Genomic DNA, 15,969 nt, shown 5'->3' with positions numbered 1-15,969 from the left:
GCCAACCGACGCAAGTGACCTAGACTGCACCCAGCGGGTGGCTCAATTTTCGATGGAAAACCCGGCTCAGTTTTAGATGGAAATCAACAATGTGCCGCGTCCCCTTCTTCATTCGCTCGTCAGGAACCTCCCAGACGGCCTTGTCCAAGTCGAACTCGGACCATGCTGCGTCACGCAACTCCTTTGGGCGCACGAACGTCAACAGGAGGAGCTGGAGCGCGATTTTGATTGGCGGAGTACTCCGAGCCTCCTCCACCTTGGCCAGAAGGTCGGGCAACTCGCTCTGAGCAAGCGCTCGCTTGTGTTTGGTCTTTGGCTTCGACACCGCGCCCTTGAGGGCTGCGGCCGGATCTTGATCCGCTCGCAATGTCACCACTGCGTAACGGAAGATCGCAGACGACCACTGACGGATAAGGATGGCGATAGTAGGCGCCCCCCGTCGCTCGACTCGCTTGAGGATTGCCAGTAGGTGGGCTGCCTGGACCGCCTTGATCGGCAACCGCCCGATGTCCGGGTAGACGTCCCCGGAGAGCACCGTCTCAACCTGGGAAAGGTAGTAGCTCGACCAATCCTTCCTCTTCTGCTCGATCCATTCCTTCGCAATTGCCTCGAAGGTATCGGCCGCCTGCCTGGTGGCAACCAGCTTCTGCGCTCGTCGCTGAGCAGCCGGGTGAATGCCTTGCTTGATCAAGTCCCGAGCCTTGTCGCGCTCAGCACGCGCTTGTTGCAACGAGAGCGCCGGGTACTCCCCGATGGCGAAGAGATTCTCGCGGCCTCCGATGCGGTATCGATAGCGCCAGCATTTGGCTCCTGTCGGCTGGATCGCGACGAACAGCCCACCCCCGTCGGAGAGCTTGTAAGGAGCATCAGCCTTCTTCGCGTTGCGAATGCGGGCGTCCGTGAGTCGTGCCGATGATCGAACAGCCATAAAAGCGGGTATCGAGATCAAGTACCCCCTACGATACCCGCTTTTTCTCTGGCTGCAGACGGACAAGGAAAAACATTCTCGGACGTAAATCATTGTCCTTAAAGGACATTTGTACGGATGTCAGATCGCTTCGGATCCTGCCGGACGCCAATGCTAGTTATCGAGCATCAACAGCATGGCGGTTTGCGCGCGGGATCGGCTTCAGTGGACGAACGGCGCAGGATAGCGCAAGACGTCGGCGCAGCCTCATGCCGATGGTGATGGCAGCACCACCCGCACCCGCAGGCCGGGCGCGTTGTCCAGCAGCTCGATCCGGCCGCCGTGGTGGCGCACGATGGCCCGCACCAAACTCAGGCCGAGACCGACGCCGGGCGTGCCGCGGTGGGCTTCGAGGCGCTGGAAGCGGTCGAATACGCGCTCCCGCTCGGCTTCGGGGATGCCGGGGCCGCGGTCGGCGATTTCGATCAGGACGGTTTCGCTCGACGCGCCCAGCGTTGCCGTCACCACGCTGTCATGCGGGGCGTATTTGAGCGCGTTGTCGAGCAGGTTCACCAGCATCTGGAACAGTTGATCGCGATCGCCGCGGGCGGTGGCGGCGTCCAGATGCGGTTCGATCCGGATGCCGCGCAGCGCCGCGATCGGCGCGTACAGATCCACCGCGTCTTCCACCAGCGGGCGCAGCGCAATTTCCGGGGCCTGTGCGTCGGGCGCCTGTGCCTCGATCTTGGCCAGTCGCAGCAGCGCGCCGAACGATTGCAGCAACTGGTCGGTCTCGGCCAGGGCGCGCCCCAGCCCGGCCCGCACGCTGTCGCCGACCGCTTCGTGATGCAGGCCTTCCAGTCGGTTGTGCAGGCGCGTCAGCGGCGTGCGCAGGTCGTGGGCGATATGGTCGGTGGCATGGCGGACGCCGTCCAGCAGATCCTCGATCCGGTCGAGCATGGCGTTGAATCGGCTTGCAACCTGATCGAAGGCATCGCCGCTGTGGTCGAGCGTGGCGCGCAGGCCCAGCTCGCCGGCGGCGACCCGGCCGGCGGTGGCGTCGAGATTGCGCAGTCGGCGCGCGACCCAGCGCGATGTCAGCCAGCCCACCAGCGCACCGGCGCCCAGTGCCACCAGCAGCGCCAGCAGCGTCGCCCTCTGCATCATTTCGAGCAGGCGATCCTGTGCCGCCAGTTCCTGGCCCACCAGCAGGATGCCGCCGCCCGGCAGGGCACGTTCCACCGCGATCACACGCAAGCTGCCGCCGCCGGCGTTGGCCTGTTCGTTGAATTCGACCCACCGCCCGCGCGTGCCCTCGGGCCGGCCGGCATCGGGAAGCCGGCCGACCAGCGGTTTTCCGTCGCCATCGACCAGGGCATAGACCGCGTTTGGATCGTCGCTGCCGTCGTTGATCCTGTCGTCGAGCTCCGCGTGCAGCGCCGCCATCCCGCCGCTGCGGTGGATGTCCATCAGGTCGCTGGCGTCGGCGTGGACCAGCCCGCGCGCATCGTCGAGCAGCAGGGTCGAGACCGCGAAATACACGCCGCCGCCGATCAGCACGAACGCCGCGAGGAAGAACCCCATCACGACCAGCGCCAGGCGCGCGCTGGTGGAAGGCAGCCGGCGTTTCATTCGTGCCTCAGCCGGACAGCCGGTAGCCGGCACCGCGCACGGTGTGCAGCAGCGGGCGGTCGAAGCCCTGGTCGATCTTCTGCCGCAGCCGGCTGATGTGCACGTCGATGACATTGGTCTGCGGATCGAAGTGGTAGTCCCATACCGCTTCCATCAGCATGGTTCGCGTGACGACCTGCCCGGCGTGCCGCATCAGGTATTCCAGCAGGCGGAATTCGCGCGGCTGCAGTTCGATCCGGCGGCCTTCACGCTGCGCCTCGCGCGCCAGCAGGTCCAGTTCGAGGCCAGCGCAACGCAGCCGGGTGGGCGTGCCGTCGTCGTCGCTGTGCGCGCGACGGACGATGCCGTCGATGCGCGCGCTCAGCTCGGCGAACGCGAAGGGTTTCACGAGGTAATCGTCGGCCCCGGCGCGCAGGCCTTCGACGCGATGATCGACGTCGCCCAAGGCGGTGAGCAGCAGCACCGGCGTGCGGTTGCCGGTGCCGCGCAGAGTGCGCAGCAGGGCCATGCCGTCCAGGCCGGGCAACATTCGGTCGAGGATCACCGCATCGAAAGGCTCGGTGGTGGCCAGGAACAGCCCCTGCTTGCCGTCGGGCGCGTGGTCCACGGCGTGTCCGTCCTCGCGCAGCCCTTTGGCGATGAATGCGGCGGTCTGGGCATCGTCTTCGACCAGCAGAATGCGCATGGACCCTCCGCAGGATGGCTCGTTCGCCGCCGGATCACGCGACCGGCATTCACGCATGCCCGCGTTCGAAGCGGGGTTCCTCGCAAGCGCGGCGCTCGAACCAACCGATGACCGCACAAAAAAGCATACCCCGCAGGATCGCCCTGCGGGGTAGGCTTCAAGCGGCCATGGCGCGGCGCGGAGAACCGGGGAGGAGGCGTCCGTCAACCGCGTCGAGCGGACTTACTTGCCGGCGGGCGTCGCGACGGCCGGAGCCGCTGCCGCGGACTTCGCGCTCTTGACGTGACGCGCGTGGGCGCGGCGGGTCGCCTTCGGTGCCGAAGCGGCCGGCTTGGCCTGGCTGGTGGCCGGCGCAGCCGGGGCGGTCGGCGTGGTGGCCGGAGTGGCGGCCATGGCAACGCCGGCGACGGCGGACAGCGCGGCGGCAAACAGGGTCTGGCGGATGGTGTTCATGGTATTCCTCGCAATCTGTGGTTGGGTGAGACGGTGGGGGATCTCCCCATCGCCGGGACAGATTGCGCCAGAACACCTCTCGCCCCGGTGTCGTGGACATGAAATGTTTTTCATCTTCCGCAGCGCGTTGCGCGGCGGAAAGCTGCGGAATGTCCGCTGCCGAAAGGGCAGAAACGTCAGTGCTGCTGGCTGGGCGGACGCCGCACCAGGGACTTCAAGCCGCGTCCGATCCGGGTCAGCAAGGAAGCCTTTTCGGTTCCCGCAGCGGAACGCGGCGCCACGTACTGCGGCACCACCGGACCGGGCTTGGCGGCCGGTGCAGCGGTCTGCTGGGCCTGATCGGCGCCGTTTTCCACGGGCTTGCCGCGACGGCGGCGACGGCGCTTGCGCTTGTGCTCGGCCTCGTCGTGGCCATCGGCCTGCGGCTTGGCGCGCTCGGTCGCTGGCGGCGGCGGAACGGCGCCATTGCCGGCAGCGGACGCGGTGGCTTCGACGTGCGCGCGCGGCTTGCGTGGTGGGCGAGGACCGCGATCGCGCTGTCCGTCGCCGCGCCCGCCGCGGCCGCGACCACCGCCGCGCTTTTCCTGCTCGGCCGCGCGCGCCTCGCGCACTTCCCGGAAAATCTCGCCGATGCTCTCGCCGTCGTCGCCCTCGGCCTCGGCCGGCTTCGGCCGCGTCGGGCGCGGCAGCGCGGTCAGCAGTTCCTGCGTGACAGGCTCCGAGGGAATCTTCTGTTCGATGTAGGCCTCGATGTCGGGCAGGCTCATGGCGTAGCGTTCGCAGGCGAAGCTGATCGCGTCGCCCTCGGCGCCCAGCCGCGCGGTGCGGCCGATCCGGTGCACGTAATCCTCGGCGTCGAACGGCAGGTCGTAGTTGTAGACGTACTGCACGCCGTCGATGTGCAGGCCGCGCGCGGCCACGTCGGTGGCGACCAGGATTTCCAGCTGCCCGGCCTGAAAGCGCTTCAGCAGCGACTCGCGCTTCTTCTGCGGCACGTCGCCCGAGAGCACACCGACCCGATAGCCGGCGCGATCCAGCGCGCGCGCGACCCGTTCCACGAACACCTTGGTGTTGACGAACACCATCGTCCGCGCGCCTTCGCTGCGCGACAGCAGGCCCAGCAGCAGCGGCAGCTTCTCGTCGTCGGCCGGGTAATAGAGCTTCTGCCGCACGCGGTCGGCGGTGACGTGCTCGGTTTCGACAACGAGCTTCTGCGGCTCGTTCATGTGCTCGTAGGCCAACTCCAGCACGCGGTGGCTCAATGTGGCGGAAAACAGCAAGGTCTGGCGGGTGCCGCGCTCGGGCATGCGCCGCAGCAGGAAGCGGATGTCCTTGATGAAGCCGAGGTCGAACATGCGGTCGGCCTCGTCCAGCACGCAGATTTCGCAGGCGTGCAGGGACACCACCTTGTGCTGCTTGACGTAGTTGATCAGCCGACCGGGAGTGGCGATGATGACGTCGGCGCCGGCCTGCAGCTGCTCGCGCTGCTTGTCGTAATCCACGCCGCCGTAGACCAGTGCGAACTTCAGGCCGAGATCGAAAGCGAACTTCATCGCGTCCTTGTGGATCTGGATCGCCAGTTCGCGGGTCGGCGCCAGGATCAGCGCGCGCGGATCCTCGGGCTTGCGGTCGGCCAGCGCGGGCCGGGTGAGCAGGCGGTTGATCACCGTCACCAGGAAGGCCAGGGTCTTGCCGGTGCCGGTCTGGGCCTGGCCGGCCACGTCGCCGCCCGCCAGCGCCACCGGCAGTGCCATGGCCTGGATCGGGGTGCAGCGGGTGAAGCCGGCGCCTTCGAGCCCCGAGACCAGGGTCGGATCGAGTTCGAAGGAAGAAAAAGTGATGTCTGTCAGTGGCTTGTCGGACACGTAGGCTGCCTTGGGCGGACGCGCACCGTTCGACCTGGGTCGCGGAGTGCTGCGCTTCTTGTATGAATGGGGGGCAGCCGCGCAGACTGCCGGGAAGTTTCCGGGGCTTGATATTCCCGGCACGACGCCGCAAATCGTTGCGACGAACCTTTTGATTCTATCATTTGTGCGCCTTCGCCGCCGCTGGCGGCCAGGGCCATTCATTTCCGGAGCCACCATGAGCGAAAACATCCAGCACGCCACCGATGCCGATTTCCAGACCCATGTCCTCGATGCGGACGTTCCGGTGCTGGTGGATTTCTGGGCGCCGTGGTGCGGCCCGTGCCGGATGATCGCTCCGGCGCTGGAAAAGATCGCCGACAGCTACGCCGGCAAGGCCAAGGTGGTCAAGGTCGATGTCGACCAGAACCAGCAGACCGCGCTCAAGTACCACGTGCGCAGCATTCCGATGCTGCTGCTGTTCAAGGGTGGAGAGGTGCAGGACACCAGCATTGGCCTGGTGCCCGAATCCAAGCTCACCCAGATGCTGGACAAGGCGCTGGCCTGAATTCCGGGACATCGCCGGGTTCCGGCGGTTTCCGCCGCCCTCGCCCAGACTGTCTGCACGCCCAACGCCGGAACGCAGCCGCTTGCACGAAGCGGCGCTGCAATGCTAGCTTTGACCATCCGGCGCGGATCGACCCGCCGGTTGCGCCGCGTTCGTAGGCGCGAATTTCAGAAGAATCACTTCAAGAATCACTTCCAGTGACGCCGCGCGCACGGCGCGGCTTCTCGCAACGCAAGCGAGGTTTTCCCCTTGTCCGATACCACCAACGACGCCAGCGGCGAAGTCGCCGAGAAGCGCGTGCGCAAAACCCGCGTCGCCAAGGCGCGCCCTGCCGAAACGGCACCCGAAGCCACCGCCGAGCCGGCCCGCGAGGCCGCGCCTGAAGCGCCGCCGGCCAGCCAGGACGCGCATGTCGAGGCCGCTTCGCCTGAAGCGACCAACGGCAGCGCTCCGACCGAAACGGCCGCCGGCGATACCGCCACGGGCGACGGTTCCGCCGGCGGCCAGGACGCCGGCAACGGCTTCCAGTCGCGCGACGGCAACCAGCGCCCGAGCCGCCGCGAGCGCTTCAAGAATCGCCGCGAACGCCAGCGCGAGCGGCGCGAGCAGCAGGGCTTCCCCGACGACGGTGGCGGCAACGAACCGTTCGTCCCGCGCCCGCACCCGCAGGTGCCCGAGGGCTTTCCGAGCTATTCCCTGTCCGACCTGAAGCGGATGCCGGCGCCCAGGCTGCTGGACATCGCCGAGCAACTGCAGATCACCGACGGCGTGGCGCGCGCGCGCAAGCAGGACATCATCTTCGCGATCCTGAAGATCCTCGCCCGCCACGGCGAAGGCGTGCAGGCCGACGGCGTGCTGGAAATCCTGCCCGACGGCTTCGGCTTCCTGCGCGCGGCCGAGGCCAGCTACCTGGCCGGCCCGGACGACACCTACATCAGCCCGTCGCAGATCCGCCGCTTCAACCTGCGTACCGGCGACCACATCTCCGGCCGCATCCGCTGGCCCAAGGACGGCGAGCGCTACTTCGCGCTGAACGTGGTCGACACCATCAACGGCGAGCCGACCGAGGCGTCGAAGAACAAGACCCTGTTCGAGAACCTGACCCCGCTGTTCCCGCGCAAGCGCTTCAAGCTGGAGCGCGGCGACGGTTCGAGCGAAGACATCACCGGCCGCATCCTCGACCTGATGGCCCCGCAGGGCAAGGGCCAGCGCGCCCTGATCGTCAGCCCGCCGAAGGCCGGCAAGACGATGATGATGCAGCAGATCGCCACCGCGATCACCACCAATCACCCGGAAGTGCACCTGATCGTGCTGCTGATCGACGAGCGCCCGGAGGAAGTGACCGAAATGCAGCGCACCGTGCGCGGCGAGGTCATCTCCTCCACCTTCGACGAGCCGGCCGCGCGCCACGTGCAGGTGGCGGAAATGGTGATCGAACGCGCCAAGCGTTTGGTCGAACACAAGAAGGACGTGGTGATCCTGCTCGACTCCATCACCCGCCTGGCCCGCGCCTACAACAACGTGATGCCCAGCTCCGGCAAGGTGCTCACCGGCGGCGTCGACTCCAACGCCATGCACCGCCCGAAGCGCTTCTTCGGCGCCGCGCGCAACGTCGAGGAAGGCGGCTCGCTGACCATCATCGCCACCGCGCTGGTCGACACCGGCAGCGCGATGGACAAGGTGATCTACGAGGAATTCAAGGGCACCGGCAACAGCGAAGTGCACCTGGACCGCCGCATCACCGAGAAGCGCGTCTACCCGGCGATCAACGTCAACCTGTCCGGCACCCGCCGCGAAGACCTGCTGATCGAGCCCGACCTGCTGCAGAAGATCTGGATCCTGCGCAAGCTGCTGCACCCGATGGACGAAATCGCGGCGATGGAATTCCTGCTCGACAAGATGAAGAACACCAAGTCCAACGACGAGTTCTTCAGCGCGATGCGGCGCTGACTTTCCTTCGCGGCCAAGACGAAACGCCCCGCACTGCGGGGCGTTTCGGTGTTTACGCTGCTGGCGGCGTCAACAGCCTTGCGCTCTGCTCGACTGAATAAACCCCGCTGTCCGGCAGTGCGTCGGGGCTGCCTTCGGCAAGTGGGTCTCGCGACTGGCCAGGAGGATTCCTGATCGGGCCGGGGACATAGGTTTCCCACTCCCCAGGCCGTGGCCCGGCTTCGCCGGAGAGCCGGAAGTCCACCGGCACAACGACCGACCACACGGCCCTTTCGGCTTCTTTTCCCGTAGTGGGTGGGGCGAATACCCAGCGGCGTGCCGCCCGGATCGACGCTTCTGCAAACTGGTCGCGCATGCGGTCCATCTGGGCCTCGGTACCTAGCACGCGCAGGTTGACCTGCCGTGCGTAGACCTGCGTCACCTTGCCGTCGGGGCCGTATGTCACGTTCAGATAAACGACACCCTTCCCACCCATGCGCAGGGCTTCCGTCGGGTAAACCGGCGGTTGCATGCGCCGTGCCACTCTTTGCGTGTTCGTGTCCGCTTGCGCGCCGTCGCTTCCGGACATGAACCAAGTGCTGGCGATGCGGGCCTCGTAATTGCCATCGGGGGTCGGGCGAAGCACCAGCCGCAGGCTCATGGGTACCCGCACGCGCACGGCCTGGCCATCGACCACCACCGGCGAGAACCGCCAATGCGCGACCGCGCGGTCGATGAATGCCGTTAGCGCAGGCGACAGTTGCGCCTGCGAATCGAGTTCGTGACCGGCAACCGATCCATCGGGGGCGATGGTGACGAAGCCACCGACCCGCAAGCTGGACTCCACCTTGGTTCGATCCACGGCTGCGGCGTTCGTGGTTGGTACGGTGAAGACCGCCAGCACCGCCGCCGCCAGCAGGCCGCGCAGCGCCTTTTTCATCGATTCGCGCATCGTCGTTTCTTCATTTCATGGAAATACGCGGAATCGTAGCACCCTCCCTGAACGGGATAGTGCCCCACGCCTGTCGGCGGGCGGCGATGCCATAATTCGATCAAAGGCACGGCCACCAGCCGTGCAGCTGCCGGCTCCAGCGAGGACGCTCACCCATGCCCGTACCGGAACTCAAGAATTTCCGTGAAAGCCGCTGGCGCTATTCGCAGTTCGTCGTGCTCGGGCTGGCGATTGCCGGTCTGCTGAAATGGCTCAGCCCGCTGGATTGGCCGGTGTCGCTGGGGATCGGTGCGGTGCTGGGCGTGGCGTACTTCCTGTTCGAGAAAAAGCGCGGTTCGATCTGAACGCTGCGGCGACCGTGACTGACGCACCCGCCACCCTGCAACTGGAGCCGAGCTGGAAAGCCCGCGTGGGCGGCTGGTTCGCGCGTGACGACATGCGCCAGCTCGCGGCCTTCCTGCGCCAGCGCAAGGCCGCCGGGGCGACGATCCATCCGCCCGGCCGCGACATCTTCGCCGCCTTCGCCGCCACCCCGTTTGACGCGGTGAAGGTGGTGATCCTAGGCCAGGATCCCTACCACGGTCCCGGACAGGCGCACGGGCTGTGCTTTTCGGTGCGGCCCGGGGTTCCGGTGCCGCCTTCGCTGGACAACATCTACAAGGAGCTGGCGCGCGACACCGGCTTCGTTCGCCCCGATCACGGCTGCCTGCTGCCCTGGGCGCGTCAGGGCGTGCTGCTGCTCAACAGCGTGCTGACGGTGGAGTCCGGGCAGGCCGGCTCCCACCAGGGCAAGGGCTGGGAGGGGTTCACCGATCACGTGGTCGAAGTGCTCAACCGCGAGCACGAGCATCTCGTGTTCCTGCTCTGGGGCAGCTACGCGCAGAAGAAGGGCGCGGTGCTCGACGCCGGCCGGCATCGGATTCTGCGCGCCCCGCACCCCTCGCCGCTGTCGGCCCACCGTGGTTTTCTTGGCTGCGGGCATTTTTCATTGACGAATCAATATCTTGTGCGAAATGGGCGGGCGCCCGTGGACTGGAGCCTGCCGGAAATGGCGGACTTGAAATCGAGCGGGAATGCCCCGATTTAATCAAGCTCTAGGGAAGTTTTCGTCGTTCCATGAATGGAACGCAGGGAACTTTCGACGTGATTAGCAGTCGTACGTTGTGACTGCTAAAATCGAGCCATGGGGAACAAGCACATGACATCGACCGCCTTGGTTGCCAACAACCTGCCGATCCCGACCGCCGCCGGTTCGCTGGATGCGTACATCGGCGCGGTTCATCAGATCCCGGTGTTGAGCGTCGAGGAAGAACAGCGCCTGGCCCGTCGCCTGCACGATGACGGCGATCTCGCCGCCGCCCAGGAATTGATCGTCTCGCACCTGCGCTTCGTGGTCCACGTCGCCCGCGGCTACAGCGGCTACGGCCTGCAGCTGGGCGACCTGATCCAGGAAGGCAACATCGGGCTGATGAAGGCGGTCAAGCGCTTCGACCCCGAAGTGGGCGTGCGTCTGGTCAGCTTTGCGGTGCACTGGATCCGCGCCGAGATCCACGAGTTCATCATCAAGAACTGGAGGATCGTCAAGGTCGCCACCACCAAGGCGCAGCGCAAGCTGTTCTTCAATCTGCGCAAGAGCAAGACCCGCCTGGGCTGGATGAATGCCGCCGAGGTCAGCGCGGTGGCGAAAGACCTGAACGTGTCCGAGCGCGAAGTGCTGGAAATGGAATCGCGCCTGTCCGGCCGCGACATCGGTTTCGACGCCCCCGACGATGCCGACGAAGAACACGCGCCGCCGGCGCCGGTGAATTATCTGGAAGCCCACGACGCCGATCCGGCCGACGCATACGCCGCGGCCAGCGGCGAGGCCGACGCGCTGGAAGTGCTGCGCGAGGGCCTGGCCCGTCTCGACGATCGCTCGCGCGACATCATCCGCCGCCGCTGGCTGGACGATGGCAGCAAGGTGACGCTGCAGGAACTGGCCGACGACTACGGCGTTTCCGCCGAACGCATCCGCCAGCTCGAAGCCAATGCGCTGAAGAAGATGAAGGCGCTGTTCGCGGCGTAAGCGGCAGCGGTCATCCCTGGCGCGCCACCGGCAGCCGCCAGCCGCGGCGGATGCTCATGAAGCGCAAGCCGAAGCACAGCAGCGCACCGGCCGCCATGGCCGGCGCCCTGTGCAGGCCGAGCGCATCCGAAAGCGCGACGGCGCCGCCTCCGGCCAGCGCAGCGACGGCGTACAGCTCGGCCTGCAGCACCACGGGGATGCGCGCCACCAGCAGGTCGCGGGCAACGCCGCCGCCAATGCCGGTGACCATGCCCAGCAGCGTCGCCGCAAACGGCGACAACCCGAAGTCGAGCGCCTTGCCGGTGCCAAGCACCGCGAACAGCGCAAGGCCGGCGGCATCGAACAACTGCACCGGATTACGCAAGCGTTCGATCAGGCCGCACCAGCGGAAAGTCACCAGACCCGCCAGCATGGCGACGGCGAGATAGCGCCAGTCCTGCAGCGAGGCCGGCGGGATCGCACCGATCAGCACGTCGCGCACGATCCCGCCGGAAACCGCGGTGGCGCAGGCCAGCACCAGCACGCCAAACAGGTCCAGCCGCTTGCGCACCGCCAGAACGCCGCCACTGAGGGCGAACACGAAGATGCCGACGAGGTCGGACACCAGCAGCAGGGTGGCCATGACGTGCGTCTCAACGTGCACGGAGACGCCCCGTGATCATGCGATCCGCTTTGCGGATCGACATGGGTTTGTGGCGGGCCGCCATCGCCGCTTCAGTCCAGCGCCTTGGCCAGCAGCGCTTCGAGCTTGCGCTGGTCGACGGTGAACTTGCGGATGCCTTCGGCCAGCTTCTCGGTGGCCATCGCGTCCTCGTTGTGCTGCCAGCGGAAGCCGGGTTCGCCCAATGGATGAGGCGGGTCAAGGCGCTCACCATCGTCCACCAGACCCGGCGTCACCTCCGCATCGGACTGCGCCAGCGCGTCCAGCAACTCCGGCGCGATGGTGAGTCGGTCGCAGCCGGCCAGCGCCAGCACCTGCCCGGTGTTGCGGAAGCTGGCACCCATGACCACGGTGGCGTAGCCGTGGCGCTTGTAGTGGTTCCAGATGCGGGTGACGGATCGGACGCCGGGATCATCCTGCGGCGTCGCGGGTTTTTCGCCGCCGGTCGCCAGATGCCAGTCGAGGATGCGGCCGACGAAAGGCGAGATCAGGAAGACCCCGGCCTCGGCGCAGGCCACCGCCTGCGCGAACGAAAACAGCAGGGTGAGGTTGCAATGGATGCCTTCGCGCTCCAGCAGCGCAGCGGCGCGGATGCCTTCCCAGGTGGCGGCGATCTTGATCAGCAGGCGATCGGTGCCGATGCCGGATTCGGCGTACAGCGCCGCCAGCCGGCGTGCCCTGGCGACGGTGGCGTCGGTGTCGAAACTCAGGCGCGCATCGACCTCGGTCGAAACCCGGCCCGGGATGAGCCTGAGGATTTCGCCGCCGACGGCGACGGCAAAACGGTCGCAGGCGTCCTGCAGCCGGTCTTCTCCACACGCGTTGGCCAGCGCCGCGCGCAGGTGCGGCGCATAGGCCGGAAGCCCCGCCGCCTTGAGCAGCAGCGAGGGATTGGTGGTGGCATCCATCGGCGCGAAGCGGGCGATGGCCTCGATGTCGCCGGTGTCGGCGACGATCGTCGAAAGTTGGCGGAGCCGGTCGAGCTGGGAAGTCACGGAAGGCGTGCTCACGTTGCGATGGGGGAATTCTCGCCGATTCGCGGCGATGTCGAGCAAGCTCGGCATCTACATGAAACGGACCGCCGCCGCTTCCAATGCCAGCAGCCGCTCGCCGGCAATGTCGCGGAAGCCGGAAGACACTTCCGGCGCAGCGGCGACGCAGCGCCAGAAATCACGCGCCATCGGCGCGGCCGCGCTCCACGCATGGCGCTGCGCCGGCAGCGGTGCGGGAACCTCGATGCGGCGTGCCACCACTTCACCCGTCGAGGCCGGACGCAACTCCATCGGCAGCATGTCGTAGCTCGGCGCGAGCGCCAGCGGGCGGGTATCGGTCAAGACCAGACTGGCGTTGCCCAGATGCATGTCGCTGTTGCCGATCAGGGCGCCGAACCAGCCGAGCACGGCCAGCGTGTGCGCGTCGCGTTCGTCCAGCCAGCCATCGCGATGCAGCTGCGGCGCGAACGCCCACCAGTCGATGCGGCCTTGCCCGTAGTAAGCCGCGTCCAGCGCGGCCAGCGACACCAGTCCGCGCCGCCCGAGGGCGGGCGTGCGGTCGAAGCGCAGCGATTGCAGGAACACGCGGCCATCGGCTTCCAGCAATTCGGTTTCGGCGACGGCGATGCCATGCGCGCGCATGATGTTGCCGGCGAGGTGTTCGCAGCGCAGCAGATCGGCCCAGCGCTGCGCCGCAGGCGTTCCGGCGCGTTCGCTGAACTTGACGATGACGGCATGGCTGCCGGTGTCGTCATGCAGCAGCGCGGTGAACTTGGGTTGCTCGCCGCCGGCGGAAGAGCCCACGTCCTCGCCGGCCAGCGCTTCCTCCGCCAGTGTCGGGTAGAGGGCGGCGCGATCTGACGGTGCCAGCGCGTCCGGCGACAGCATCGCTTGCAGCGCGCTTCGCAGGGCGGAATCGCCCAGCACCAGGTCGCCGGGTTCGTCCTCGCCATGCCGCAGCAAAGCCAGCACCACATCGTCCGCACGCCAACGCGACAGGTCGTCGGGCGCGCCGATATCGGCGGCGACGCGATGCACGAAGGCGCGTCCCAGAAACCCCTGCGGGCGCTGCTCGTCCAGGAACCACGGCAGGCCCGGAAACAGGCCATCACGGAACGTGCCGTGCAGCAACGCCGGCAGCGGACGGGCGGGTTCGAACAGGAAGCCGTCGCCGTGCAGCGCGCGCAGTTCGCCCAGCGCTTCCGGCTGGCCGTCCTCCTGGATCCGATACAGCGGCCAGTGACTGCCGGCCCGGCCGATCTCGCGACCGAGCGCATAGCGGCTGGCGCGGGCCTTGCCGATCCGCACGATGCGCTCGCCCGCGCTGGCCAGCAGGCGCGAGACGGTGGGCTGGCTCACGCCCAGGGATGCGCCCAGGGCCGCAGCGGTCTGCGGGCCGTTGCGGCGGAGCAGAGCTTCCAGCCGGGGCAGGCGGGTTTCTGGCATGGCTGGATTGAATAGATAAATGAATTAATTGTCAAGGTTGGATGACTTGTTATCTGCTGTTATTAAGCCATTTTTATGAAACCAAAACAGAATATACGAATGGATTTTGAATTGAATCTACGGCGATGGATCCGCGCGCAATGGACGTTGGCCTGCTTCACGGAGAAGGCGGGATTCCGCCCCTTGCGGTCAGTACAAATCCTGCGGGTCCACGTCCAGCGACCAGCGCAGCCGGCGCGCCTCGGGCAGGGCGTACAGCGCCGGCATCAGCGCGGCCAGCGCCGCGTGCAGCGCGGCGCGGCGCGGCGAAGACAGCAGGAGCTGCGAGCGCACGTAGCCGGCGCGGCGCGGCATCGGCGCCGGCAGCGGGCCGTGGATCTCCACGTCCTGCGCCGGTTCCAGGCCGGCCTTCGCCTGCTGCAGGAACCGCAGCGGCGGGTCGGCGTGCCTGTCTTCGGCGCGCAGCAGAGCCAGGTGCGCGAACGGCGGAAAGCCGGCGGCCTCGCGCAGCGCCAGCTCGTCCTCGGCGAAACCGTGGTAGCCGCGCTGCACCAGCGTGGTGAGCAGGAGGTGTTCGGGATGGTGGGTCTGCAGCAGCACGGTGCCGGGCCGGTCGGCGCGGCCGGCCCGTCCGGCGACCTGGACCAGCAGCTGCGCGAGTTTCTCGCCGCTGCGGAAATCGGCCGAGAACAGGCCTTCGTCGATGCCGACGACGACCACCAGGGTCAGGTTCGGAAGATCGTGGCCCTTGGCCAGCATCTGGGTGCCGATCAGGATGCCCGGATGGTTGCCCAGCGCGTCGAGATGCTGTTGCAGCGCATCGCGATGGCCGGTGCTGCCGCGGTCGATGCGCAGCACCGGCACGTCGTCGAAACGCGCGCGCAGTTCCTCCTCGATGCGCTCGGTGCCGTTGCCCTGCGGCTGCAGGGCGAGGCCGGCGCAGTCGGGGCAGGCCGGCGGCGCCGGCTTGCGGGCGCCGCAGTGGTGGCATTGCAGGCGTCGACCGTGGCCGTGCACGGTCATCGCCGTGGGCCGCTCCGGCGTGCCGCAACGCGGGCAGTGCGCGCTCCAGCCGCAGTCGTGGCACAGCAGCACCGGCGCGTAGCCGCGGCGATTCCGGAACACCAGCACCTGCCCGCCGGCGGTGAGCGCGGCGCGGATCGCCGTCAGCGATTCCTCGGACAATCCGGCGTGGAGCTTGCGCTTGCGCACGTCGAGCACGCGCACGGCCGGCGGCCTGGCCTGTCCGGCGCGCTGGCGCAGCCGCAGGTGCGCGTAGCGGCCGCTGCGCGCGTTGTGCAGCGATTCCAGCGAGGGCGTGGCGCTGCCCAGCACAACGGGTATCCCCAGCGCGCGGGCGCGGACGATGGCGAAGTCGCGCGCCTGGTAGCGGATGCCGTCGAACTGCTTGTAGCTGCCGTCGTGTTCCTCGTCGATCACGATCAGCCCGGGTTCGGGCAGCGGCACGAATGCCGCCGAGCGTGTGCCGACGACCACCCGCGCCTGCCCGCGGCTGGCCGCCATCCACGTCGCTGCGCGCTCGCCGTCGTTCAGCCCGGAATGCAGCGCGTGCACCGGCACGCCCAGCCGCGCCCGGAAGCGTGCCAACGCCTGCGGCGTCAGGCCGATCTCCGGCACCAGCACCAGCGCCTGCCTGCCGCGGGCAAGGCAATCGGCGATCGCCTGCAGATAGACCTCGGTCTTGCCGCTGCCGGTGACGCCGTCGAGCAGGAAGGGCGCGAAGCCCCGCGCGGCGCGGATGGCGTCAATGGCGGCCTGCTGCTCGGGGCTGGGTGAAAAAAGGGAGGAAAGGGGGTCAGAGTCGCTTTTCCGTT

General features: G+C 67.5%; 15 protein-coding genes. 5 read left to right on the top strand and 10 right to left on the bottom strand.

Going from position 1 to position 15,969, the window contains the following annotated elements:
* Nucleotides 1-19 precede the first annotated feature (19 nt).
* The 5 genes from Q0X16_RS05215 to rhlB form a co-directional block, all read right to left on the bottom strand.
* The gene (locus tag Q0X16_RS05215) at nt 20-949 is read right to left on the bottom strand and encodes an integrase arm-type DNA-binding domain-containing protein (RefSeq protein ID WP_297831502.1); all 930 of its coding nucleotides are present in this window, start codon (nt 947-949) and stop codon (nt 20-22) included.
* Between the two features lie 225 nt (nt 950-1,174).
* Nucleotides 1,175-2,539: a HAMP domain-containing sensor histidine kinase gene (locus tag Q0X16_RS05210; RefSeq protein WP_297831500.1), complete on the bottom strand. Its 1,365-nt coding sequence runs from the start codon at nt 2,537-2,539 to the stop codon at nt 1,175-1,177.
* Between the two features lie 7 nt (nt 2,540-2,546).
* A complete protein-coding gene (locus Q0X16_RS05205; RefSeq protein ID WP_297831498.1) occupies nt 2,547-3,224 on the bottom strand; it encodes a response regulator transcription factor in 678 nt (225 codons plus the stop codon).
* Between the two features lie 222 nt (nt 3,225-3,446).
* Nucleotides 3,447-3,677: a hypothetical protein gene (locus tag Q0X16_RS05200; RefSeq protein WP_297831495.1), complete on the bottom strand. Its 231-nt coding sequence runs from the start codon at nt 3,675-3,677 to the stop codon at nt 3,447-3,449.
* Nucleotides 3,678-3,853: 176 nt separating this feature from the next.
* Nucleotides 3,854-5,542 (bottom strand): ATP-dependent RNA helicase RhlB, encoded by a 1,689-nt coding sequence (rhlB, locus tag Q0X16_RS05195; RefSeq protein WP_297831492.1) that lies wholly within the window; start codon nt 5,540-5,542, stop codon nt 3,854-3,856.
* A 217-nt stretch (nt 5,543-5,759) separates the two neighbouring features.
* On the opposite strand from rhlB, the gene trxA reads away from it, so the two are divergent.
* On the top strand, nt 5,760-6,089 hold the full coding sequence (gene trxA / locus Q0X16_RS05190) for a thioredoxin (RefSeq protein WP_297831489.1): 330 nt from the start codon (nt 5,760-5,762) through the stop codon (nt 6,087-6,089).
* A gap of 249 nt (nt 6,090-6,338) precedes the next feature.
* Nucleotides 6,339-8,039: a transcription termination factor Rho gene (gene rho, locus Q0X16_RS05185; protein WP_297831487.1), complete on the top strand. Its 1,701-nt coding sequence runs from the start codon at nt 6,339-6,341 to the stop codon at nt 8,037-8,039.
* Between the two features lie 52 nt (nt 8,040-8,091).
* On the opposite strand, the gene Q0X16_RS05180 is transcribed toward rho, so the two are convergent.
* Entirely contained in the window at nt 8,092-8,970 is an 879-nt protein-coding gene (locus tag Q0X16_RS05180; protein ID WP_297831484.1) for an energy transducer TonB, read from the bottom strand.
* 155 nt (nt 8,971-9,125) lie between these two features.
* On the opposite strand from Q0X16_RS05180, the gene Q0X16_RS05175 reads away from it, so the two are divergent.
* The 3 genes from Q0X16_RS05175 (at nt 9,126) to rpoH (ending at nt 11,035) form a co-directional block, all read left to right on the top strand.
* Nucleotides 9,126-9,314, top strand: coding sequence for a hypothetical protein (locus tag Q0X16_RS05175; RefSeq protein WP_297831481.1), 189 nt, complete (start codon nt 9,126-9,128; stop codon nt 9,312-9,314).
* A 14-nt stretch (nt 9,315-9,328) separates the two neighbouring features.
* Nucleotides 9,329-10,057 (top strand): uracil-DNA glycosylase, encoded by a 729-nt coding sequence (ung, locus tag Q0X16_RS05170; protein ID WP_297831479.1) that lies wholly within the window; start codon nt 9,329-9,331, stop codon nt 10,055-10,057.
* A 96-nt stretch (nt 10,058-10,153) separates the two neighbouring features.
* The gene (gene rpoH, locus Q0X16_RS05165; RefSeq protein ID WP_297831476.1) at nt 10,154-11,035 is read left to right on the top strand and encodes an RNA polymerase sigma factor RpoH; all 882 of its coding nucleotides are present in this window, start codon (nt 10,154-10,156) and stop codon (nt 11,033-11,035) included.
* A 10-nt stretch (nt 11,036-11,045) separates the two neighbouring features.
* Here rpoH and Q0X16_RS05160 read toward each other — a convergent pair whose 3' ends face one another.
* The 4 genes from Q0X16_RS05160 to Q0X16_RS05145 all read right to left on the bottom strand — a co-directional run.
* Nucleotides 11,046-11,657, bottom strand: a complete 612-nt coding sequence (locus tag Q0X16_RS05160) for a trimeric intracellular cation channel family protein (RefSeq protein ID WP_297831507.1) — start codon at nt 11,655-11,657, stop codon at nt 11,046-11,048.
* Nucleotides 11,658-11,749: 92 nt separating this feature from the next.
* Entirely contained in the window at nt 11,750-12,706 is a 957-nt protein-coding gene (gene tal / locus Q0X16_RS05155; protein ID WP_345780278.1) for a transaldolase, read from the bottom strand.
* A 54-nt stretch (nt 12,707-12,760) separates the two neighbouring features.
* Entirely contained in the window at nt 12,761-14,134 is a 1,374-nt protein-coding gene (gene yjjJ, locus Q0X16_RS05150; protein ID WP_297831471.1) for a type II toxin-antitoxin system HipA family toxin YjjJ, read from the bottom strand.
* A 189-nt stretch (nt 14,135-14,323) separates the two neighbouring features.
* Nucleotides 14,324-15,969, bottom strand: a 1,646-nt coding sequence (locus tag Q0X16_RS05145) for a primosomal protein N' (protein WP_297831469.1), incomplete at its 5' end; no start/stop codon positions are given.

The organism is Thermomonas sp. (genome assembly GCF_025993755.1).
Lineage (GTDB): Bacteria > Pseudomonadota > Gammaproteobacteria > Xanthomonadales > Xanthomonadaceae > Thermomonas.
The sequence above is the reverse complement of the archived record's forward strand: the minus strand, read 5'-3'. Positions and strand labels throughout refer to the sequence as shown.

Coding starts and splice junctions, on each gene's coding strand:
- Q0X16_RS05205 (WP_297831498.1), bottom strand. CDS start 3,224: ATGCGCATTCTGCTGGTCGAAGACGATGCCCAGACCGCCGCATTCATC.
- Q0X16_RS05200 (WP_297831495.1), bottom strand. CDS start 3,677: ATGAACACCATCCGCCAGACCCTGTTTGCCGCCGCGCTGTCCGCCGTC.
- trxA (WP_297831489.1), top strand. CDS start 5,760: ATGAGCGAAAACATCCAGCACGCCACCGATGCCGATTTCCAGACCCAT.
- Q0X16_RS05175 (WP_297831481.1), top strand. CDS start 9,126: ATGCCCGTACCGGAACTCAAGAATTTCCGTGAAAGCCGCTGGCGCTAT.
- Q0X16_RS05210 (WP_297831500.1), bottom strand. CDS start 2,539: ATGAAACGCCGGCTGCCTTCCACCAGCGCGCGCCTGGCGCTGGTCGTG.
- yjjJ (WP_297831471.1), bottom strand. CDS start 14,134: ATGCCAGAAACCCGCCTGCCCCGGCTGGAAGCTCTGCTCCGCCGCAAC.
- Q0X16_RS05160 (WP_297831507.1), bottom strand. CDS start 11,657: ATGGCCACCCTGCTGCTGGTGTCCGACCTCGTCGGCATCTTCGTGTTC.
- rpoH (WP_297831476.1), top strand. CDS start 10,154: ATGGGGAACAAGCACATGACATCGACCGCCTTGGTTGCCAACAACCTG.
- Q0X16_RS05180 (WP_297831484.1), bottom strand. CDS start 8,970: ATGCGCGAATCGATGAAAAAGGCGCTGCGCGGCCTGCTGGCGGCGGCG.